17 protein-coding genes are annotated in these 20,957 nt (G+C 74.9%); 6 read left to right on the forward strand and 11 right to left on the reverse strand.

Translation table 11 applies throughout. The annotated features are described in order from the left end of the window. Positions 1-171 precede the first annotated feature (171 nt). A complete protein-coding gene (locus tag R3E88_18475; protein MEZ4218467.1) occupies positions 172-1,401 on the reverse strand; it encodes an acyl-CoA dehydrogenase family protein in 1,230 nt (409 codons plus the stop codon). Positions 1,402-1,433: 32 nt separating this feature from the next. After that, positions 1,434-2,549 carry an acyl-CoA dehydrogenase family protein gene (locus R3E88_18480; protein MEZ4218468.1) on the reverse strand — a complete coding sequence of 372 codons (1,116 nt, stop codon included), beginning with the start codon at positions 2,547-2,549 and terminating at the stop codon, positions 1,434-1,436. Between the two features lie 174 nt (positions 2,550-2,723). On the opposite strand from R3E88_18480, the gene R3E88_18485 reads away from it, so the two are divergent. Next, positions 2,724-3,932, forward strand: coding sequence for a cation:proton antiporter (locus tag R3E88_18485; GenBank protein ID MEZ4218469.1), 1,209 nt, complete (start codon positions 2,724-2,726; stop codon positions 3,930-3,932). 9 nt (positions 3,933-3,941) lie between these two features. Here the strand turns inward: R3E88_18485 and R3E88_18490 are convergent, their stop codons facing one another. From R3E88_18490 to R3E88_18525, 8 genes are all read right to left on the reverse strand, one after another. Beyond that, complete coding sequence (locus R3E88_18490; protein MEZ4218470.1) at positions 3,942-5,600, reverse strand: class I adenylate-forming enzyme family protein; 1,659 nt, start codon at positions 5,598-5,600, stop codon at positions 3,942-3,944. A gap of 121 nt (positions 5,601-5,721) precedes the next feature. Beyond that, positions 5,722-8,499 carry a hypothetical protein gene (locus R3E88_18495; protein ID MEZ4218471.1) on the reverse strand — a complete coding sequence of 926 codons (2,778 nt, stop codon included), beginning with the start codon at positions 8,497-8,499 and terminating at the stop codon, positions 5,722-5,724. 75 nt (positions 8,500-8,574) lie between these two features. Then, positions 8,575-10,359, reverse strand: coding sequence for a glycosyltransferase family 39 protein (locus R3E88_18500; GenBank protein ID MEZ4218472.1), 1,785 nt, complete (start codon positions 10,357-10,359; stop codon positions 8,575-8,577). An 18-nt stretch (positions 10,360-10,377) separates the two neighbouring features. Then, on the reverse strand, positions 10,378-11,502 hold the full coding sequence (locus R3E88_18505) for an acyl-CoA dehydrogenase family protein (GenBank protein MEZ4218473.1): 1,125 nt from the start codon (positions 11,500-11,502) through the stop codon (positions 10,378-10,380). 4 nt (positions 11,503-11,506) lie between these two features. Further along, a complete protein-coding gene (locus R3E88_18510; GenBank protein MEZ4218474.1) occupies positions 11,507-11,980 on the reverse strand; it encodes a hypothetical protein in 474 nt (157 codons plus the stop codon). Positions 11,981-12,031: 51 nt separating this feature from the next. Next, positions 12,032-12,538, reverse strand: a complete 507-nt coding sequence (locus tag R3E88_18515) for a MaoC family dehydratase N-terminal domain-containing protein (protein MEZ4218475.1) — start codon at positions 12,536-12,538, stop codon at positions 12,032-12,034. A gap of 71 nt (positions 12,539-12,609) precedes the next feature. Beyond that, positions 12,610-13,791, reverse strand: coding sequence for a CaiB/BaiF CoA-transferase family protein (locus tag R3E88_18520; GenBank protein ID MEZ4218476.1), 1,182 nt, complete (start codon positions 13,789-13,791; stop codon positions 12,610-12,612). A 90-nt stretch (positions 13,792-13,881) separates the two neighbouring features. Then, positions 13,882-15,054 (reverse strand): acyl-CoA dehydrogenase family protein, encoded by a 1,173-nt coding sequence (locus R3E88_18525; protein MEZ4218477.1) that lies wholly within the window; start codon positions 15,052-15,054, stop codon positions 13,882-13,884. 215 nt (positions 15,055-15,269) lie between these two features. On the opposite strand from R3E88_18525, the gene R3E88_18530 reads away from it, so the two are divergent. Further along, positions 15,270-15,692: a hypothetical protein gene (locus R3E88_18530; GenBank protein MEZ4218478.1), complete on the forward strand. Its 423-nt coding sequence runs from the start codon at positions 15,270-15,272 to the stop codon at positions 15,690-15,692. Positions 15,693-15,734: 42 nt separating this feature from the next. Here the strand turns inward: R3E88_18530 and R3E88_18535 are convergent, their stop codons facing one another. Next, a complete protein-coding gene (locus tag R3E88_18535) occupies positions 15,735-16,655 on the reverse strand; it encodes a TIGR03619 family F420-dependent LLM class oxidoreductase (protein MEZ4218479.1) in 921 nt (306 codons plus the stop codon). A gap of 337 nt (positions 16,656-16,992) precedes the next feature. Between R3E88_18535 and R3E88_18540 the strand changes: the two genes are divergently transcribed. The 4 genes from R3E88_18540 to R3E88_18555 are packed head-to-tail and all read left to right on the forward strand — an operon-like array spanning position 16,993 to position 20,911. Continuing rightward, positions 16,993-18,186, forward strand: coding sequence for an acyl-CoA dehydrogenase family protein (locus R3E88_18540; GenBank protein ID MEZ4218480.1), 1,194 nt, complete (start codon positions 16,993-16,995; stop codon positions 18,184-18,186). Positions 18,187-18,200: 14 nt separating this feature from the next. Beyond that, entirely contained in the window at positions 18,201-19,190 is a 990-nt protein-coding gene (locus R3E88_18545) for an acyl-CoA dehydrogenase family protein (GenBank protein MEZ4218481.1), read from the forward strand. Between the two features lie 59 nt (positions 19,191-19,249). Next, entirely contained in the window at positions 19,250-19,687 is a 438-nt protein-coding gene (locus tag R3E88_18550) for an OB-fold domain-containing protein (protein MEZ4218482.1), read from the forward strand. A 36-nt stretch (positions 19,688-19,723) separates the two neighbouring features. After that, complete coding sequence (locus tag R3E88_18555; protein ID MEZ4218483.1) at positions 19,724-20,911, forward strand: lipid-transfer protein; 1,188 nt, start codon at positions 19,724-19,726, stop codon at positions 20,909-20,911. Positions 20,912-20,957 lie beyond the last annotated feature (46 nt).

Consider the following 20,957-nt stretch of genomic DNA (forward strand, 5'->3'; position numbering starts at 1 on the left):
TCGCGGTTGCGCCAGCCGAGCACGGGATGCGGCTCGGACCAGGGGTCGTCGGTCGTCGGCGGGGCCTGCGGCGCGAGCCCGGCCGCGCGCGCGACGAGCTCGCCCGCGAGCGCCGCGAGCGCGAGTGCGAGCGCGAGCGCGGCGCACGCGAAGACGGCGCGGCGCACGCGATCAGGCGCGCCGCAGCGCGCGGAACGGAGTCGTCCGATCCTCGCGCGGCTCGCGCGGCAGGCCGAGCACGCGCTCGCCGATCCCGTTGCGGTGCACCTCGCACGTGCCGCCGCCGATCGTGCCCATCGGGAAGTCGAGGTACTGGCCCTGCCAGTAGCCCTCGGCCGGCGCGTCGGCGCCGTCGAGCAGCCCGTCGGCGCCGAGCAGGTCGAGAGCGACGGCGTCCTTGAACGCGCGCGACTCCGCCCAGAACACCTTGAGGACGGATCCATCGACGTCGGGTGTGCGTCCCGCGCGCACGGCCGCCTGCATGCGCGTGCGGAAGAGCTCGAGGATGCGCTCGTTCAGGTACACGCGCGCGAGGCGCTCGCGCGTGTCGGCGTCGTCGAGCCGCCCGGCCGTGCGCGCGAGCGCGGCGAGCGCGTCGACGTCGCGCGTGCCGATCGCCGACGTCCCGATCATCACCGACTCGTTGGCGAGCGTCGTGCGCGCGACGGCCCAGCCGCCGTCGACCTCGCCGAGCACGTCGGCCTTCGGGACGCGCACGTCGCGGAAGAACACCTCGTTGAAGTGCACGCCGCCCGTGCTCGTGACGAGCGGGCGCACGTCGACCCCCGGCGCGCGCACGTCGGCGACGAGGCACGTGATGCCGGCGTGCTTCGGCGCGTCGGGGTTCGTGCGCACGAGGAGCAGGCCGAGGTCGGAGTACTGCGCGCCCGTCGTCCACAGCTTCTGTCCGTTGACGATCCACGCGTCGCCCGCGTCCTCGGCGCGCGCGCGCAGGTTCGCGAGGTCGGAGCCCGCGTCGGGCTCGCTGAAGAGCTGGCACCAGACGTCGTCGCCCGAGAGCAGGCGCGGCACGTAGTGCCGCCGCTGCTCCTCGGTCCCGTACGCGAGCAGCGCCGGTCCGACGAGGGCGATGATCGAGGCGAGGAAGCCGGTCGTGCAGTCGAAGGCGCGCATCTCCTCGTGGAACACGATCTGGTGGGCGGCCGTGAGCCCCCGCCCCCCGACCGACTCGGGCCACGTGAGCGCGGCGAAGCCGCCTTCGTACAGGCGGCGCTGCCAGGCGCGGCAGCGCTCGAAGTGCGCGGCTTCGGCCTCCGGCGTGTGGTGGCGCAGCACGGACTCGTCCGCGTCGGTTCCCGTGCGCGGCCGCGCGTTCGCGGCGAGCCAGGCGCGCGCCTCGCGCCGGAACGCGGCCTCCTCGGGCGTGTCCTCGATGCGCATGTCGGCGTGCCTCCCGGGTGCGCGGCGCGCCGTCAGCGCGCGAGCGCGAGCGCGGCGACGCGCGCGCGGTGCCAGCGCGCGTCGCCGAGCAGCGTCGCCGTCGACGTCGCGCGGCGAAGGTAGAGGTGGGCGTCGTGCTCCCACGTGAAGCCGATGCCGCCGTGGATCTGCACGTTCTCGCGCGCGGCGTGCGGATAGGCCTCGGACAGGAAGGCCTTCGCCGCACTCGCGTCGAGCGCGAGGCCGGGCTCGTCGAGCGCCGCGCACTCGACGGCGCGATCGACGAGCGAACGCGACGCCTCGAGCGCGATCCACACGTCGGCGGCCTTGTGCTTGACGGCCTGGAACGACCCGATCGCGCGCCCGAACTGGCGGCGTTCGCGCGCCCACGCGACGGACGCCTCGAGCACGTGCTCGGAGCCGCCGAGCATCTCGGCGGCGAGGATCGACGTCGCGACGTCGAGCGCGCGCTCGAGGGCGGGGCCGTCCGCGCCGGGCGTCGCGAGCGGCGTCGCCGCGACGCCGTCGAACGCGAGCGACGCGATGCGCCGCGTGCGGTCGAACGTGCGGCGCAGGCGGCGCTCGAGGCCGCGCGCCGCGGCGTCGACGACGAAGGCGCCGAGCGCGTCTTCCGCCCCGGCCGCCTCGACGCGCGCGATCGCGACGACGCGCGCCGCCACGTGGCCGTCGACCACGTGCGGCGCGAGCCCGTCGATGCGCCAGCCGTCGCTCGCGCGGCGCGCGCGCAGCGGCGTCTCCGCGCGGTCGGCGGGCGTCGCGAGCGCGAGCACCTCGCCGCTCGCGATCGCGCCCTCGAGCTCCGCGCGAAGCGGCGCGTCGGCCGCGCCCGCCACGACGCTCCCGGCGAGTGCGACCGTCGAGAGGTACGGCGCGCAGACGAGCGCGCGCCCCATCTCGCGCGCGACGAGCGCGACCTCCGCGAGGCCGAGGCCCTGGCCGCCGCGCTCCTCGGGGATCGCGACGCTCTGCAGCCCGAGCTCCTCGGCCATGCGCTTCCACAGCGACGCGTCGTAGCCGGCCTCGGTCTCCATCGCGCGGCGCACTTCGCCCGGCGGCGACGTCTCGGCGAGGAAGCGCCGCACGCCGAGCGCGAGCTCGCGCTGCTCCTCCGAGAGGGAGAGGATCACGCTCGGATGCCTCCGGTGTCGCGCGTCGCGCCGGCCGCGCGGCGCGGGACGCGTACTCTACGATCGATCCCCGCCGCTGTCAGAGCGCGCCGCGCGCCCGGGGCCGCGCGCCTGCCGCAGGGGACGGGACGACGAACGAGGCCCGGCGCGCCGCGCGGGCCGGGGGGCGGTGCCGTGCCGGAGGCGTTCGCGGTCGACGCGCAGATGATCGGCGTCGTGGGCGCACTGATCGTGCTGGCGCCGATCGCGGCGTCGGCATGCCAGCGCGTGCGCGTTCCGCCGCTCGTCGGCTACCTGCTGCTCGGCGCGGCGCTGCGCGCCGCCGACGACGCGCTCGGCTTCGCGAGCGCGCCCGTCGTCGACGCGCTGCGGCTGCTCGCGAACCTCGGCATCGTCGCGCTGCTGTTCTCGGTCGGGATCTCGAGCCGTCCCGCGGCGCTCGCCGCGAAGCTCCCCGACGCCGCGCCCATCTGGCTGTGCGACGTCGCGGTGTCCGGCGGGCTCGCATTCGCCGCGGCGCTCGCGCTCGGGCTCGGAACGGTCGGCGCGCTCGTCTGCGCGGCCGCCTTCTCGGCGACGAGCGTGGGCGTCTCGGTCGGCATGTGGCGGGACGCCGGGAGGCTCGACACCTCCGAGGGCGAGCTGCTCGTCGACGTCGCGGAGCTCGACGACGTGTCGGCGATGGCGCTGATGGCGCTCGTCTTCGCGCTGATTCCGGAGCTCGCGAGCGGCGGCGGCGTGCCGCTCGGCGTGCTCGCGCGCGAGCTCGGCGGGTTCGCGCTGCGCTTCGCGGGCTTCCTCGCGCTGTGCGTCGCGTTCGCGCGCTTCGGCGAGCCGCGCGTCGGCGCGTTCGCGGCGCGGCTGCGGCGGCCGCCCGAGCGCATGCTCGTCGTCGCCGGCGTGGGCTTCGTGATCGCGTCGCTCGCCGGCGCGCTCGGGTTCGGGCTCGCGGTCGGCGCGTTCTTCGCGGGCCTCGTGTTCTGCCGCGACCCCGCGGCGGTGCGCACGGAGGCGTCGTTCCAGGACATCACGGCGTTCGCGACGCCGTTCTTCTTCGTGTGGATCGGCTTCGGCGTGCACGCCGGGAGCCTCGGCGGCGCGGCGCCGCTCGCGCTCGCGCTGCTCGCGGTGGCCGCGGTGGGCAAGTTCGCCGGTAACTTCGCGGCCGCGTCGTTCGCGACGTCGCCGCGCGCGGCCGCGCTGCTGGCCGCGAGCATGATCCCGCGCGCGGAGATCGCGATGGTCGTGTTCGACCAGGCGCACGTGCTCGCGCCGCGCGACGTGACGCACGAGCTCTACACCGCCGCGGTCCTCGCGTGCGCGGCGACGTGCCTGCTCGCGCCCGCGCTGGTCGGGCCGTTGCTCGCGCGCGCAGCTCGTTAGGCGGCGCGGCTACTCCTCGATGCCGGCGTGTCCGCCCTCGCCGGTGAGGATCGTCTTCACGACCTTGCCGGCCGCGTTGCGCGGGAGCGGCGCGGCGCGCACCTCCCACAGCGAGGGGACCTTGAACGGAGCGAGGCTCTCCGCGCACCACGCGGCGAGCGCGTCGACGTCGACGCGCTGGCCGGGCTCGGGCACGACGATCGCCTTCACCTCCTGGCCGAGCTCGGGATGGTCGACGCCGACGACCGCCGCCTCGCGCACCGTCGGGTGCAGCTCGATGCGGCCCTCTATCTCGACGGGGTACACGTTCTCGGCCGCGCGCAGGATCATGTCGCGCGCGCGCGAGTTGATGTAGAGGCGCCCGTCGACGAGCCTGCCGATGTCGCCCGTCGCGAGCCAGCGGCCCGCCTTCAGCGTCGACTTGGTCGCCTCCTCGTTGCGGAAGTAGCCGAGCATCAGGTACGCGCTGCGCACGTGGATCTCGCCCTCCTCGCCCTCGGGCAGCGGGCGGCCCGCGTCGTCGCGGATCTCCACGTCGACGGTCGGGTGGATGCGGCCGGTCGAGTCCGGGTGGTCCCAGAGCTCGTTGCCCATCTGGCTCGCGACCGTCGCGACCGTCTCCGACGAGCCGTAGCCGATGCCGAGCGCATCCTTCCCGTTGGCCGCGACCTCGACGATGCGGCGCACATAGGCCGGGCTCACCGGCGCGCCGCCGCACGCGAGGTTGCGCAGCGACGAGAGGTCGTACTCGCCGACGCGCGGATGGTTGAGCACGCGCGGGCCCATCGAGCCGAGTCCCGACCACGAGGTGACGCGCTCGCGCTCGATCAGCGCGAGCACGTCCTCGGCGTCGAACTTGCCCGAGCGCCACACCGTGCGCGCGCCCGACGCGAGCATCAGGATGCAGCCCGAGAAGAGCCCCGAGACGTGGAAGAGCGGCACCGTGAGCAGCGCGCAGTTGCGCGGCGCGGCGGGGTCGGGGCGCGCGCCGCTGCGCAGGAGGTTGTAGAAGCCGACCGCTTGCGTGACCTGCACGAAGCCGACGAGGCCGCGGTGCGAGATCAGCGCGCCCTTCGGCCGGCCCGTCGTGCCGCTCGTGAACAGGATGAGCGCCGGGTCGTCCTCGGCGATCGCGTGCGACGGGAGCTCGGCCGGCGGCCCGGCGAGCAGCGCGCCGAAGTCGTCCTCGATGCGCACGACGGGAACGCCCGGGTCGTCGCCCTCGAGGCGCGCGAGCCGCTTCGCGTCGCCGATCAGCAGGCGCGGCTCGGCGAGGCCGATCCCGTACTCGATCTCGTCGCGCGTCCACCAGCCGTTCAGGGCGACGGCGATGCCGCCGAGCGACACGACGGCCCAGAACGACAGGATCCACTCGGGGCAGTTCGCCGCGAGGATCGCGACGCGGTCGCCGGGGCCGACGCCGTGCTGCTCGCGCAGCGCGCGCGCGAGGCGGGCCACGAGCTCGACGTTCTCCGCGTACGAGATGCGCCGGTCGCCGTGCACGACGTACTCGGCGTCGCCGTGGGCGGCCGAGCCTGCGAGCAGGTCGCGCAGGCTGCGCGGGCGGCGCGCGAAGACGGGAAGGCGCTCGCCGAGCACCGTCTCCTCGGAGATCTCGAACGGGGCACCGGGCCCGAACACCGTCGCGTGCGCTTCATCGTGGGTCATGGGGCGCGCATTCTACCCAGCCCGTCGCGCGCCCGGCGTCCGGCGCGCGGGGCACCGCGGGGCGCCGCGTCGCGCGGACTTCCGGTCACCTGGGAAAGGTCCGTGATGTGGGACTTTGCACTCAAGCCCGTGACGGCCGCCACCGAATGGTTGCGCGCCCAGAACGGAGACCCCCATGCGACCCCTGCTCCTCGTCTGCCTCCTCGCGGCGCTCGCCGGCCCGTCCGCCGCGGACACCGACCCCCTCTATCAGCCCCGCGGCCCGGGCGCCGTGTTCCCGACCGTCGAGGCCGCCGCCGTCGACGGTCTGGCGCACGCCCACCGGGTCGAGCGCCGCAGCCAGAACTCCCGCCTCTCGCGCGGCGGCGTGATCCGCGCCGTCCCGGGCGGCTTCACGTACGACGCGCTCGTCGCCGCGAGCGAGGAGCACCCCGACGAGCTCACGCTCGTGCTCGCGCAGGACGTCGTCGCCCACTTCCATACCTATCCCCGCCAGAACCCGGCGATCGATCGCACGAACGAGGCCCACTCGGCCGAGGACCGCGCGATCGTGGACGAGCTCGACCGCCTCGGGCGCCCGTCCTACGTGCTCACGCCGTCGCTGCGCATCGTCGGCTACTACGGCCGCGACGCGCGCGCCGCCGTGCCGCGGGCCGTCCGCGCGGGGCGCGTGCCGTCCGAGGTGATGGTGGCGACCCTGCGCTCGGGTGCGGGCGCGGCGCTGCTCGCCGCCTCGAACTGAGGGCGGACGCCCGGGCTCAGTCCGCGCCTTCCACAGCGCGCCGCGATCGCATCGCGGCGCGCTCTGCTCTCGCTCGCCGCTCGTCGCGGCGAGCGCGGCCTCCGCGAGCGCGGCGCGGCAGTCGCCCGCCGCCTCGAGCGCGCGCGCGAGTGTGTCGCGGTGGTCGGGCGTCGGCGCGAGCGCGACGGCGCGGCGCGCGAGCGCCACCGCGCGCGCGCGCAGCGCCGCGTCGTCCGACGTCGTCGCGAGCCAGGCGAGCGCGTTCAGCGCGGGCGCGTCGTCGGGCGCGAGGGCGAGCGCGTCCTCGAGCGCAGCGCGCGCGCGCGCCGCGTCGCCGAGCCCGAGGCGGGCGAGGCCGAGCCAGCGGTGCCAGCTCGGTCGCGGCTCGGTCGCGGCGGCGAGCGCGGCCTCCCAGCGCTCGGCGGCCCGCGCGAGGGCGCCGCGACGCTGCGCGCCGAGCGCGCTGCGCGCGAGCCAGTCCGCGCCCGCTGCCGCGTCGCGCGCCGCCTCGTCGGCGAGCGCGTCGGCGCCGTCGAGGTCGCCGCGCGCTTCGAGCAGCTCGATCAAGCGGCGGCGCGCGGGGTCGTTGCGCGCGTCGCGCGCGAGGGCCGTGCGGAGCGCGCCCTCGGCCTCGTCGGCGCGGCCGGCGCCGACGAGCGCGTTCGCGAGCACGACGGGCGCCCACGTCGGGTCGCCGTCCGCCGCGACCGCGCGCTGCGCGGCATCGACGGCTTCCACATGGCGCCCGCGGCGCTCGAGCTCGCGCGCGCGGTTGTAGAGCATCTTCGGGCTCGCGGGATGGACGGCGAGCGTCGCGTCGGCGAGCGCGAGGTCGTCGCGGTAGTCGCGCGTGCGCAGCGCGGTGCGCGCCGCGAGCGCGGCGAGGGCGACCGCGAGCGCCGCGGCGAGCGCGCGCTTGCGGGCGGGAGTGGCGCGCGGGAGCGCGCGCGACGCGGCCCACGCGACGAGCCCGAGCACGCCGAACGACGGCGCGTAGAAGAGGCGCTCCGCGAAGTTCGTTCCGATCACGACGAACGCGTTCGACGCGACCGCATAGCTCGCGCCGACGAACAGCGCGAGCGCGGAGGCGGGCCCCGCGCGCCGACGCAGCGCGAGCACCGCCAGCGCGCAGGCCGCCGCCGCGCCGAGCCAGGCGCGCGCGCTCATCGAGGGCAGGAGGCCGAGCGTCGGCGGCCCGTAGTCGATCGCGAGCACGCGCGGCCACGCGAGGAGCGCCAGGTGTCGGCCGAACGCGTCGAGCACGGTGGGCAGCCGCTCGACGAAGCCCGCTCCGACCATGGGGTTCTCGTCCACACCGACGACCGGCGGTGCGAGGCCGCCGAGCACGAACGCGCGCGCCGCGAGCATCGCGGCCAGCGCGGCGACGCTCGCGCCGACTGCGGCGGCGGTCGGCCGCGCAGCGCGCGATCGCAGTGCGAGCAGCGCGACGAGCAGCGGCGCCACGAAGGCGGCGCTCTCCTTGGCGCCGACGGCGAAGGCCGTCGCCGCGCCGCACGCGAGCGCGGGGCCGACGCCGGGGGCGAGCGACGCGCGCAGCGCGGCGAACACGCCGATCGCGGCGAGCACCTCGGCGCGCCCCGCGATCCACGCGACCGCCTCGCTGTGCGCGGGGTGCACGGCGAAGAGCGCGGCGGTCGCGAAGGCCGCGGCCTCCGCGCGTTCGCGCCGCCGACCGTCGGGATCGGCCGCACCCGCGTGCTCCGCAGTGCGTGCCGCGGCCGTGCGCGCGCCGAGGAGCGCGCGCGCGAGCAGCCACGCGAGGATCGTGGCCAGCGCGTGCGCGGCGACGTTCGCGGCGTGCATCCAGTGCGGGTCGTCGTCGGCGATGGCGTCGTCGAGCGCGAAGGAGAGCGTCGCGACCGGGCGCCAGAGGCGCGTGTCGCGGCGCTCGCCCCAGTAGCGCGCGCCGAGGATCGCGCCGAGGTCGAAGGGCGCCTGGACGGCGGGGTGGTGCTCGACCAGGCCGCGGTCGTCGTAGACGAAGCCGCCGCGCAGCGCTCCGAGGTACGGCGCGACGGCGAGCCCGACGAGCGCCGCGGCGGTCGCGGCGCGTCTCCGGGACCGCGCGGCACGTCTCCGGGACCGCTCGTCGCGTCGCGCGGAGGGCCGGGCGCTCGGGTCGCTCTCGTGGCTCACGCGGCGAACCTACTGAGCCCGGCGCGCGCGGCGCAAGCGCGCCGCACACGCCGCGCGGAGTGCGCGCCCGCTCGACTAACGAGAGGCTCCACGCGTCGCCGGTGCGTCGCCGCGCGCGTCGGGCGCGTCGGGCGCGTCTTCGGGGTCGGAGGTCGAAGGCAGCCCGTGCGCCTCTGCCGCTCGGCGTGCGCGCTCGGCGCGCGCGAGCGGCTGGAAGCGGGCGACGATCGCCCGGACGTCGAGCGGTTCGACGACGAGCGGCGAGGCCTCGCCCGTCCGCTCGTCGACGACGTTCCAGCCGCCGCGCGCGAGCCAGCCCGTGCGCCGATCCGGGCGGTCGAGGGCGAGGTCGGGCGCGGCGTGCGCGCGGAGCAGGAAGCCGAACAGGTGGTCGGCCCGCTCGACGCCGCGTTCGTTCGTCCGCAGCGCCCACGCCTGCGCGACGACGACGTGGAGCGCGCCCCAGTCGAAGTGCGTGAAGACGGCGGGGTGGGCGGGGTCGCGGAGATGGTCCGCGCCCGCGTCGCGGAAGTACGGCGCGAGCATCCGGAAGGTCTGGCGGTCGAGCGCGAGCAGCGCGCCGGGCGCTTCGGGAGCCGCGGCGGCGGCGCGCGCGAGGGGCGCGATCGCGCGCGCGATCGCGTCGCGCGTGGCGAGCCGCTCGGCGAGTGGGGGCGGCGCCGGGCGCGCGACGGCCGAGAGCGCGGACACGGCGACGAGCGCGAGCGCCGCGGCCGCGGTGCGCGCGCGGAGCGGGTGCAGTGCGGCGACGCCCGCGCCCTGGAGCGGCGCGAGCACGAGCGCGAGGAGATAGCTGTGGCGCGTTGCGCCGAGCGGGAGCTGCGCGAGCGCAGCCGCCGCGGCCGCGGCCGCGAGCGCGCCGAGCGCGAGCACGGCCGCGCCGCGCGCTGCGTGTCCGCCGCGCGCATCCGCTTCGCCGCGCGCTGTCGCTCCGCTGCGCGCCGCCTTTCCGCCGCGCGCTGTCGCTTCGCCGCGCGCGCGGGCCGCGCGCACGGCGCCGGCGACGAGCGCGCCGCACGCCGCGAGCGCGAGCGCGTCTCCGACGGCGAGCCGCTCGACGCCGACGAGCGCGCGCGCGAGCCCGACGAGGTCGCGCGGGAACTGGTCGGCGAGCCAGCCGTCCTGGGCGGCGCGCTGCACGGGCTCCCCGAGCAGGTGCGGCACGACGTGGAACGCGCCGAGCGCGGCGGCGAGCGCGGCCCACGCGCCGATCGCGAGCGCCGCCTCGCGCCGCGCGGCGCGCTCGCGGCATGCGCGCGCGCGGCGCGCGAGCAGGAACGCCGCCGCGGGCAGCACGACGAGCGTCGCGTAGTGCGCGGCGAGTGCGAGTGCGAAGGCGCCGCCCGCCGCGAGGCGGGTCGCGCGGTCGCCGCGGCGCTCGTGCGCGAGCACGGCCGCGGCGCCGGCCGCGACGAGCGCGCCCGCGATCGCGTAGGGCCGGAGGCTCTGCGAGAGCGCGATCGATGCGGGCGAGAACGCGACGAGCGCCGCGCACGCGAGCCCCGCCACGCGCCCGCCGGCCTCGCGCCCGGCGGCGTAGAGGAGGGCGATCGTCGCGGTGCCCGCGAGCGCCGAGGGCGCGCGCATCCAGCCGATGTCGGTCGTGATGCGCGCGAGCGCGTGCTCGATCACGTAGACGAGGGGCGGGTGCGTGTGGTGCGCGATCTCGGCGAGCACGGCGCCGAGGCCCGGCAGCAGGGCGATCGCGTAGTAGTCGCCCTCGTCGGGGTTGGGCCAGAACGCGCCGATGCCGCGGAGCCGCAGCGCGAGGCCCGCGGCGACGAGAGCGACGAGCGCGATCCCGGTCGCGCGCTCGGAGGGCCGTCGCGGCTGCGGCACGGCGCCTCCCGACGCTCGCTAGTCGAGCTCGTCGCGCGCGATCAGCTCGCGCAGGTGGCGCGCGTCCCACCACGAGAGCTGCATCTGCTTCGCGCGCCGGAAGTAGAGCTGGATGTCGTACTCGACCGTGAAGCCGACGCCGCCCCACACCTGCTGGCAGGTGGCGGTCACGTCGCGGTACGTCTGGCACGCGAACAGCTTCGCCATCGGGGCGAGGCGCGCGGCGTCGCCGCCGTGGTCGGCGGCCCAGGCCGCCTGGTGCACGAGGGTGCGGCCGCCGTCGATGCGCGTCTTCGCGTCGGCGAGATAGTGCGAGATCGCCTGGAAGGCGCCGAGCGGCTTGCCGAACTGGCGCCGGTCCTTCGCGTACTGCGTCGTGATCGCGAGCGCCTGCTCCGCGCCGCCGATCGCCCACGCGGCCGCGCACACCGCGACCTCGAGCATCGCGTCGTGGTGCGTCGCGTAGCCGCTCGCGGGCGGGCCGATGCGATCGGCGGCGCCGACGCGCACGCCGTCGAGCTCGACGCGGTACTGCGTGTCCGACGCGAGCGCGTGCTGCTGGGTGAGGGAGACGCCCTTCGCGCCCGGCTCGACGAGCCACAGGTCGATGGCCTCGTCCGCCGCGCCGCTTCGCGCGAGCACGACGAGGCGCTCCGCCGCGGACGCGAACGGGACGTGACGCTTCACACCCGAGAGGCGCGCGCCGTCGCCGTCGGGCTCCGCGCGCAGCGCGATGCCGCGCGGGCCGAAGCCGCCGTCGGGCTCGAGCCAGGCGGGCGCGAGCACCGCGTCTCCGTTCGCGATGCGCGGGAGCCAGGCGCGCTTCTGCGCCTCGCTCCCGGCGCGCGCGAGCACCCCGGCCGCCCACACGCAGCTCGGCAGGTGGGGCGTCGGCGCGAGCGCGCGACCGAGCTCCTCGTAGGCGATGGCCGTCTCGAGCAGGCCCTGGCCCGCGCCGCCGTACGCCTCCGGCACGCGGATGCCGAGCACGCCCACCTCGGCGAGCTGCTTCCACAGCGCGTCGGGGTAGCCGCGCGGGTCGTCCTCCATCGCGCGCACGACGTCGATCGGCGACGCGTTCGCGCACACGTCGCGGACGAGGTCGCGCAGCGCGAGCTGCTCGTCGGAGAAGTCGAGGTCCACGGGCCTACGGCCGCCAGGCGTCGCCCTTGCGGGTCCACGGGTTGTCGTTCGCGTCGGACGGGATCGCGACGCGCACCTCGCACGAGGTGCAGACGCGGTCGCCGACGGTGACGGCCACGTCGAGCGCCGCCCAGTGGCAGCCGGCGTCGTCCGTCTCGACCTTCGTGACCTTGCCGTTGAAGGTCATCGTGTCGCCGGGGAAGATCGAGTCGCGCATGCGGAACTTCATGCGGCCGAGGCGGCCCTTCGGACCCGTCCAGTCGGTGACGTAGCGCTCGAACCAGGCGGCCAGGTTCGGCGTGTTCATGAAGATGTCGCGCGTGCCGTTGCGCTCGGTCGCGAACTTGTAGTCGTGGTGCATCGGGCGGAAGTCGCGCGACGCGAGTGCGCCGAGCACGACCGTGGTCGCGCTGACGTCGTAGGGGAGGGCGGGGAGCGCCTGGCCTTCCTTCACCCGGTCGATCGTGAGGTTCGTCATCGTCTTCGTCCTCGTGTTCGCGGAGTTCGTCGTCGTCGGGACGGCCGGGCGCTAGCCGCGCTTGTAGCCGAAGCCCGTGTAGCTCTCGGAGGCGACCTTCGCGCCGTCCTGGTTGAAGTACTCGACCTCGATCACCCAGAAGCGGCCGGTGCCGAGCTTCGTCGTCTTCGGATCCGAGACCGAGCGCAGCACCTGGTGCGTGCGCAGGCGGTCGCCGATGCGCACCGGCTCGTAGAAGACGATCGTGTTGTCGGTCATCACGGCCTCGGGCAGCCCGAACTCCTCCTTGCAGTCGAAGTGCACCTGCAGCGGGAGCGCCTGCTTCGTGCGTCCGGGCGCCCAGAGGTGCGGGCGGAACCAGACCGAGATCATCGTCGGCGGCGCGATCGGCCCGCCGGTGAGCTCCTCCGCGACCTTGGCGTCCCAGTAGAGCGGGTTGCCGTTCTCGACGGACGAGCAGGTCGTCCAGACGTAGCCGTGCTCGACCGGGAACTCGCCCTCCTCGGGGTAGACGTCCTTGTTGAGCATGGCTGCGATCTTCGGGGGCAGGTCCGACATCGTCTCGTCCTCTCGTGGATGCGTGGTTCTCGTCGGTGCGGCGACCGCCGGCGCGCCGTGCGCGCGGCGGGTCAGGCGATCAGGCCTTCGTCGATCATCGCGTCGAGCTCCGCCGGCGGGATGCCTGCGCCGGCGAGCACCTCGCGCGTGTGCGTGCGCTTCGCGTTCGGGACGCGCGCCGGGGCGGCGACGGGCGTCTGGGCGGCGAAGGTCGGGCCGAGCTGGCGGAAGCGGCCGTGCTCCTCGTGCTCGGCCTCGACGAACACGCCGCGGTGGCGGAACTGCGGATCGTCGGTGGCTTCGGCCACGCTGTACACGGGCGCGATGCAGGTGTCGCGATCGGCGAGCTCGGCCACCCAGGCGTCGCGCGACTTCGCGCGGAACGCGGCGGCGAGGTCGGCGCGGATCGCGGGCTGCGCGGCGTCGTCGTACTGGTGGGCGATCCACTTCTCGAGCCCGAGCGCCTCGCACAGGTTCTTCCAGAACGCGGCCTCGATGATGCCGAGCGAGAGCCACCCGCCGTCGCCGGCCTCGTAGATCCCGTAGCACGCATAGCGTCCCGTCAGCACGTAGTGCCGGGGGCCGGGCTCGGCGCCGGTCGCGAGGAACTCGTCGACGTAGATCGACATCAGGTAGAGCATCCCGTCGGCGACCGAGACGTCGAGGTACTCGCCGCGGCCCGTGCGCTCGCGCCGGAGCAGCGCGGCGAGGATCGACATCGCGGCGTGCATGCCGCCGCCCGCGCCGTCGGCGATCGACGCGCCGGGCAGCGGCGGGCCGCCGTCGGGACGGCGCTCCGTGCAGTCGAGGTAGCCGGACACGGCCGCGTAGTTGAGGTCGTGGCCGGCGCGCTGCGAGGCGGGGCCGCTCTGGCCGTAGCCGCTCGTCGAGCACACCACGATGCGCGGGTTGCGCTTCGAGAGCGCGGCGTACCCGATCCCGAGGCGGTCGGCGACGCCGGGGCGGTAGCTCTCGATCACGACGTCCGCGCCGTCGGCGAGGCGCAGGAACGCCTCCTTGCTCGCGGGCGCCTTCAGGTCGATCTGCACGAGCTGCATGCCGCGGTTGCCGCTGTAGGCGTAGAAGGGCGGCGTGTTCTGGACACCGGCCTTGCGCGGCGGCGCGCCCACCTTCACGACGCGCGCGCCGAAGTCGGCGAGGATGCGCGCGGCGCGCGCGGCCGGCCCCGCGGTGGAGAGGTCGAGCACGAGCGTGCCGTCGAGCACGGGCGGAAGGGCGGGGGCGGGGGGCATGCCGGTCGTCGCGTGTCCGTCGCGCGCGTCGCGCGCTCGTTCGAGGGAGCCGGCGGGCGCCGGCCGATAACGAGACGCAGCGTATAGAATCTAGAAGTTCTTCGGAAGCCCGAGCCCGCGGCGCGCGATGATGTTCTTCTGGATCTCGGAGGCGCCGCCCCCGATCGTGTCCACGACCGTGTAGCGGTAGGAGCGCTCGAAGCGGCCGCCGACCGGCGCCTCGGGCTCCCCGACGCGCAGCTGGCCGGCCGGCCCGAGGAGGTCGAGCGCCCAGCTCGCGACGCGCTGCCCGAGCTCGTTCATGTAGAGCTTGTACTCGGACGACTCGACCGTCGGCACGCGGTCGCGCAGCGCCTCGCTGATCACGCGCCGCTGCAGCATGCGCGCGACCTCGAGCTGGGCGCGCATGTCGGCGATCGTCGCGCGCACGAGCGGGTCGTCGCGCAGGGGCTCGCCGTCGCGCACCGCCGTCTTCACGTACTCGACGATCGCCGCGACCTTCATCTCGAGCGGCCCGACCGGCATCATCGCGAAGCGCTCGAGGTCGAGCGCCTCGCAGATGTACGTCCAGCCGGCGTTCACCTTCCCGACGACCGCTGCGTCGGGCACGAAGACGTCGTCGAAGAAGACCTCGTTCGTGCGCTCGTCGCCGATCGTCATCGTGGGATGGATCGTGAGCTTCGGGTGGTTCATCGGGATCAGGAAGAGCGTGATGCCGTCGTGCTTGTCGGGCGCCGTGCGCGCGCCGAGCCAGTAGTAGTCGGCGAAGTGCGCCGACGTGGTCCAGATCTTGCGGCCGTTGAGCAGGAAGCCGCCGTCGACCTTCTCGGCCTTGAGCGCCATCGCCGCCGCGTCCGAGCCGGCCTGCGGCTCGCTGTAGCCGATCGCGAACTCGATCTCGCCGCGGATGATGCGCGGCAGGAACTCGCGCTTCATCGCGTCGGAGCCGTGGCGGATGATCGTCTTGCCGACGATGCCGACGCCCTTGCCCGGCTGCGGCGCGCCGCGGCGCGAGAGCGCCTCCGTCAGCAGGAAGTCGTAGATGCCGCTCTTCTCCGCGCCGCCGTACTCGGCCGGCCAGCTCATGCCGAGCCAGCCCTGCTCGGCGAGCTTCGCCATGAACGCGCGCTTCGGCGGCGTGTCGACCGTCTGCGAGAGCTGCTCGGGGTTCGCGTCCATGACCTCGGGGTCGTGGTGCGCGGCGAGGAAGCGCTCGAGCTCGGCCTCGAAGGCGAGCTCGTCGGGCAGCAGCCGGAAGTCCATCGCGGGGCGGTCTCCATCTCGTGCGCGCGCAGGTCGCGCGCGGCGCGGGCCCCGAGACTACGCAACGCGCGCGCGCCGCGGCAAACGCCGCCGCCGGGCGCGCCCGCGCGCGAGACCTCTCGCGGGCCGTCGGGTTCCACGCCGACGACGCACGAGGTCGGCGCGCGGGACCGCCCCGCGCACCGGCGCTCGCGCACCCAGGGAGGCCCGACGCCATGCAGCGCACCCTTCTCCTCTCCGTTCCCGGGACCGGACGCGGCCGCCTCGCGGCGATGGTCCTCGCGATCGCCGGCACGGTGCTCCTCGCGAGCGCGGCGAGCGCCGGCGACGACGCGCGCGCCGAGCGCATCGAGCGCCGCGGCGACCGCATCGAGCAGCGGCTCGACCGCAAGGGAGATCGCATCGAGGAACGTCTCGACCGCCGCGGCGACCGCATCGACCGCCGCCTCGACCGCGCGTCCGAGCGCGCGGCGTCGCACGGGCACACCGCGCGCGCACACCGGCTCGACCGCCGCGGCGACCGCATCGACCGCCGTCTCGACCGCCGCGGCGAGCGCATCGACCGCCGCCTCGACCGGCGCGGTGCGCGCATCGAGCACCGGCACGACCGGCGCGCCGAACGCGTCGCTACCGACTGAGACCGGGTGCGCGGGGGCGGCGCCCCCGCGCACCGCGCACGCCTAGCGTTCGCGCGCGATCACGTCCTCGCCGAAGCGCCGGACCCACGCGCAGTAGTCGGCGCGCGTCCCGAGCGGGGGCGTGATCGTGAGCCACGTGACGCCGAGCTCCGCGAGCTCGGCGCTCGTCTCGGCGAAGCGCACGGGGTCGACCGGGTGGGGCGAGTTCATGCGCATCCCGAACGGCACGAACATGACGTCGAGCGGCTGCGCGCGGCCGAACTCCTTCTCGCACGCGCGCAGGTACGCGATGCGCTCGCGCAGGTCGTCGAGGCTCGCGACGACCGCCGTGCGCACGCGCTCGGCCATCGGCTTCGGCGTCGGGAACGGGAGCCACGCGTCGCCGAGCTCGGCGGCCCGCCGGATCGCGCGGCGGCTGTTGCCGCCGATCCAGATCGGCGGGTGCGGCCGCTGCGCGGGGAGCGGCAGCGTCGTGATCGCGCGCGCGCGGAAGTCGTGGCCGTCGAGCTCGATCGAGCCGCCGGCCCAGATGCGCTGCATCTCGCGGATGCGCTCGTCGGTGCGCTCGTTGCGCGTCGCGAACGCGACGCCGAGCGCGTCGAACTCGCCCTCGAGATAGCCGGCCGCGACGCCCGCGATCACGCGGCCGCCCGACAGCACGTCGAGCGTCGCGATCGCCTTCGCCGACAGGAACGGGTTGCGATAGGCCGCGATCAGCACGTGGAGCTGCAGGAGGATGCGGTGCGTCGCGGCCGCGACGAACGACAGCGCGACGAACGGGTCGAGCGTCTGGTGGCCGCCGCCCGCGAGCCAGTCGTCGGTGGGCGCGGGATGGTCGGTGACGTAGCAGGAGTCGAAGCCCGCCTGCTCGACGCACGCGCCGATCTCGGCGAGCGCGCGCGCGCTCAGGAACTCGTCGGGGGCGTCGACGCGGTCGGTCGGGAGCTGGATGGCGTACTTCATGGACGCGCAGCCTACGCGCGCACGCGCGCGCCGTCAGCCGCGTCGGCGGCGCGATCGTGCGGCGCAGGCGGCGCGTACGTGCCCGCTGCGCGACGCGCGGATTCGAGACGCGCGCGGGTCGGAACCGCGGGCCATCGCGCGCGGCCCGCGCGTCGCCCGATCCCGAGCGCGATCGAGTGGTTGGCAGCGCGGGACGCCGTCTCTATCCTAGGCGCCGCTCGATGTTCGACGCCCTCCCGGCGCGCGGCGCGCGCTCGCGAGCGTTCGACCCCGACACCGAACCGACTCGCCCCGTCGCCGCGTTCCCGCGCCGCGCGGGGACGCGGGAGCCCCATCCGTGGACCTTCGTTATTCCGAGAGCGACGAGAAGTTCCGCGCCGAGCTGCGCGCCTGGCTCGAGCGCGAGGTCGCCGCCTACGGGCCGCCGCCGGCCGACTACTTCCACGACTGGGCCGTGCGCCGCCGCTACGACACGGGCTGGCAGAAGAAGCTCAAGGAAGGCGGCTACGCCGGCATCAACTGGCCGAAGGAGTTCGGTGGCGCGGAGCTCTCGCTCTCCGAGCAGCTCGTCTACTACGAGGAGATCGCGCGCGCGAAGGCGCCCTACGTCGGCGTCAACTTCGTCGGGCTCCTGCACGGCGGGCCGACGCTGATCGCCGAGGGCAGCGACGCGCAGAAGCGCAAGCACATCGAGCCGATCATCGAGGGCGATCACGTCTGGTGCCAGGGGTTCTCGGAGCCGATCGCGGGCAGCGACCTCGCCAACCTGCAGACGCGCGCCGTCCGCAAGGGCGACCACTACATCGTGAACGGGCACAAGATCTGGACGTCGTTCGCGCAGGTCGCGGACTACGGCGAGCTGCTCGTGCGCACCGACCCGGACGCGAAGAAGCACGCGGGGATCAGCTGGCTGATCCTGCCCATGGACGCGCCCGGCATCGAGATCCGCCCGCTGAAGACCATCACGGGCGAGAGCGAGTTCAGCGAGGTCTTCTTCAACGACACGCCGATCCCGGTCGAGAACCTCGTCGGCAAGGAGAACGACGGCTGGCGCGTGACGAACGTGACGCTGCGCTTCGAGCGCGGCACGGCGTTCGCGAGCGAGATGTACAACCTCCAGCAGTTCGTGCGCGACATGGTGCAGCTCGCGAAGCGCGTGACGAGCCACGGCGCCCCCGCCTGGGAGGATCGCGCGCTGCGGCGCGAGGTCGGCCACCTGCAGGCCGAGCTCGACGCGCTGTGGGCGATGCTCAAGCTGTCGATCGCGGAGGCGGCGGACTCGGGCGTCCCGGGCGTCGGCGCGTCGGCCGTGAAGCTCTTCTACACGGAGCTCTACCAGCGCGTGAGCGAGCTCGGCATGCGCCTGTGCGGCCGCGCCGCGCTGGCGCGCGACGACGTCGGCGGCCTCGGGAACGCCCGCTGGGTCGACAAGCACATGAACTCGCTGTCGCTCACCATCGCGGCGGGAAGCTCGCAGATCCAGCGCAACATCGTTTCCGAGCGCATCCTCGGGCAGCCGAAGGATCGCTAGGCGGAGGAACGGCCGTGGAGTTCCGGCTCAGCGACGACCAGCTCGCACTGCGCGAGGGCGTGCGCGCGTTCTGCACCGATCGCGTGCCGAACGAGGCGTTCGTCGGGATCGAGGAGAAGGGCGGCTTCGACCGCGCGCTGTGGGACGAGGTCGCCGAGATGGGCGTCTTCTCGCTGCGCCTGTCCGAGGACGAGGGCGGCGTCGGCCTCGGCATGGCCGACGCGGTGATCGTCTTCGCCGAGCTCGGCCGGCGCGTGGTGCCCGGGCCGCTCGTGTGGACGCACCTCGCCGCGGGCCTCGTCGACGGCGCCGACACGGGCGCGGCGGTCGTGGGCGGCATCGACCTCACCGGGGGCGCCGAGAGCCCGGTCGTCGTGGAGTACCTGCCCTTCCTCGACGCTCTGCTCGTGCTGCGCGACGACGGCGTCCATCGCATCGACCCGAAGGCGGTGGTGGGGACGCCGATCGCGACGCCGCTCGACCCGCTCACGCCCGTGCACGCGGTGTCCGCGCTCCCGGCCGGCGAGCGCATCGGCGACGCGGCGCTCGCCGAGCGGATGCGGCGCGACGGCGCGGTGCTCGCGAGCGGCTTCCTGCTCGGCATCGCCGAGGCGACGCTCGAGCTGGCCAACGACTACGCGAAGACGCGCGAGCAGTTCAACCGGCCGATCGGGAGCTTCCAGGCGATCAAGCACATGCTCGCCGACATGTTCGTGCGCCAGGAGGTCGCGCGCGCCGCGGCCTACGCCGCGGGCGCGACCGTCGACCACCCCGAGGCCGGCGACCTCGCGGCCGCGGTGAGCGGCGCGAAGATCAACTGCGGCGAGGCCGCGATGAAGAACGCGCGCGCGTGCATCCAGATCCACGGCGGCATGGGATACACGTGGGAGGTGCCCGCCCACTACTACCTGAAGCGCACGTGGGTGCTCGAGAACGCCTTCGGCGGCGTGGACGAGCACGCCGAGGTCGTCGCCGAGCGCGTCGCCGCGCGCACGGCGGCCTGAGCGCGCGCGGCGCGGCGGCGAACGAGCGAGCGAGCGGAGCGAACGAAGGAGCGTGTGAGATGGGACGCAAGAAGCGAGTGCCGGCCATCGAGGGCTGGTTCACGATGGACGAGAAGGCGCCCGCGCTGCTCGGCACGCGCTGCGCGAAGTGCAGGACGTACTTCTTCCCGAAGGAGACGGTCGCCTGCCGCAACCCGCTGTGCGACTCGGCCGACCTCGAAGAGGTCGCGCTCTCGCGCACGGGGCGCGTCTGGTCGTTCACCAACAACTGCTACCAGCCGCCGGCGCCCTACGTCTCGGCCGACCCGTTCGAGCCCTACGCGATCGCGGCCGTCGAGCTGGCCGACGAGAAGATGGTCGTGCTCGGGCAGGTCGCGGACGGCGTCGGCGTCGACGCGCTGCGCGCCGGGCTCGAGGTCGAGCTCGTGCTCGACACGCTGTTCGAGGACGACCAGAGCGAGTACGTCGTGTGGAAGTGGCGGCCGGTCGCGGCCTGAGCCCTGCGCGCGCATCGGAAGACGGAGGACGAGACCATGGCCGGTGAAGTCGCGATTCTCGGCGTCGGCATGCATCCGTGGGGGAAGTGGGGCCGCAACTTCGTCGAGTACGGCGTCGTGGCCGCGCGCAACGCGCTCGCGGACGCGGGCCTCGAGTGGAAGGACGTCCAGCTCGTCGCGGGCGGCGACACGGTGCGCAACGGCTACCCGGGCTACGTCGCGGGCGCGACGTTCGCGCAGGCGCTCGGCTGGAACGGCGCCCAGGTCGCGAGCACGTACGGCGCGTGTGCGACGGGCACCCAGGCGATCAACGTCGCGCGCGCGCAGATCCTCGCGGGCCTGTGCGACGTCGCGCTCGTCGTCGGCGCCGACACGACGCCGAAGGGCTTCCTCGCGCCCACCGGCGGCGACCGCCCCGACGACCCCGACTGGCTGCGCTTCCGCCTGATCGGCGCGACGAACCCGATCTACTTCGGGCTCTACGCGCGCCGCCGCATGGAGCTCTACGGCGCGACCGAGCAGGACTTCGCGCGCGTCAAGGTGAAGAACGCGCGCCACGGCCTCGAGAACGAGTACGCGCGCTACCGCAAGGCGTTCACGGTCGAGGACGTGATGGCGTCGCCGATGGTGAGCGACCCGCTGCGCCTCATGCACATCTGCGCGACGAGCGACGGCGCGGCTGCGCTCGTGCTCTCGAGCATGGAGTTCGCGCGGCGCCGCACGACGAGCCCGGTGCGCATCCTGGGCGTGTCGACGGTGACGCCGCAGTTCCCGCAGGCGACGATCGAGATGCCGAACTTCGCGACCGACTCGGCCGTCGCGGCCGGCCTTCCCGACACGCCGTTCAAGGACTCGATCGCGAAGCTCGCGTACGAGCAGGCCGGGCTCGGGCCCGAGGACATGAGCTGCGCGGAGGTCTACGACCTCTCGTCCGCGCTCGAGCTCGACTGGTACGAGCACATCGGGCTGTGCAAGCCGGGCGATGCGGAGAAGCTCCTGCGCGACGGCGAGACGACGATCGGCGGACGCATTCCCGTGAACCCGAGCGGCGGCCTCTCGTGCTTCGGCGAGGCCGTGCCCGCACAGGCGATCGCGCAGGTGTGCGAGCTCACCTGGCAGCTGCGCGGGCAGGCGGGCACGCGGCAGGTCGAGGGTGCGAAGGCGGGCGTGACGGCGAACCAGGGTCTCTTCGGGCACGGCTCGTCGGTCGTCGCAGCCCGCTAGCCGCGTCGGGAATCACTGGAAGGGTCTGAACGGAACGGAGCGGAAT

It is taken from the genome of Myxococcota bacterium (assembly GCA_041389495.1).
In the GTDB taxonomy this organism is placed as follows: domain Bacteria; phylum Myxococcota_A; class UBA9160; order UBA9160; family UBA4427; genus JAWKRT01.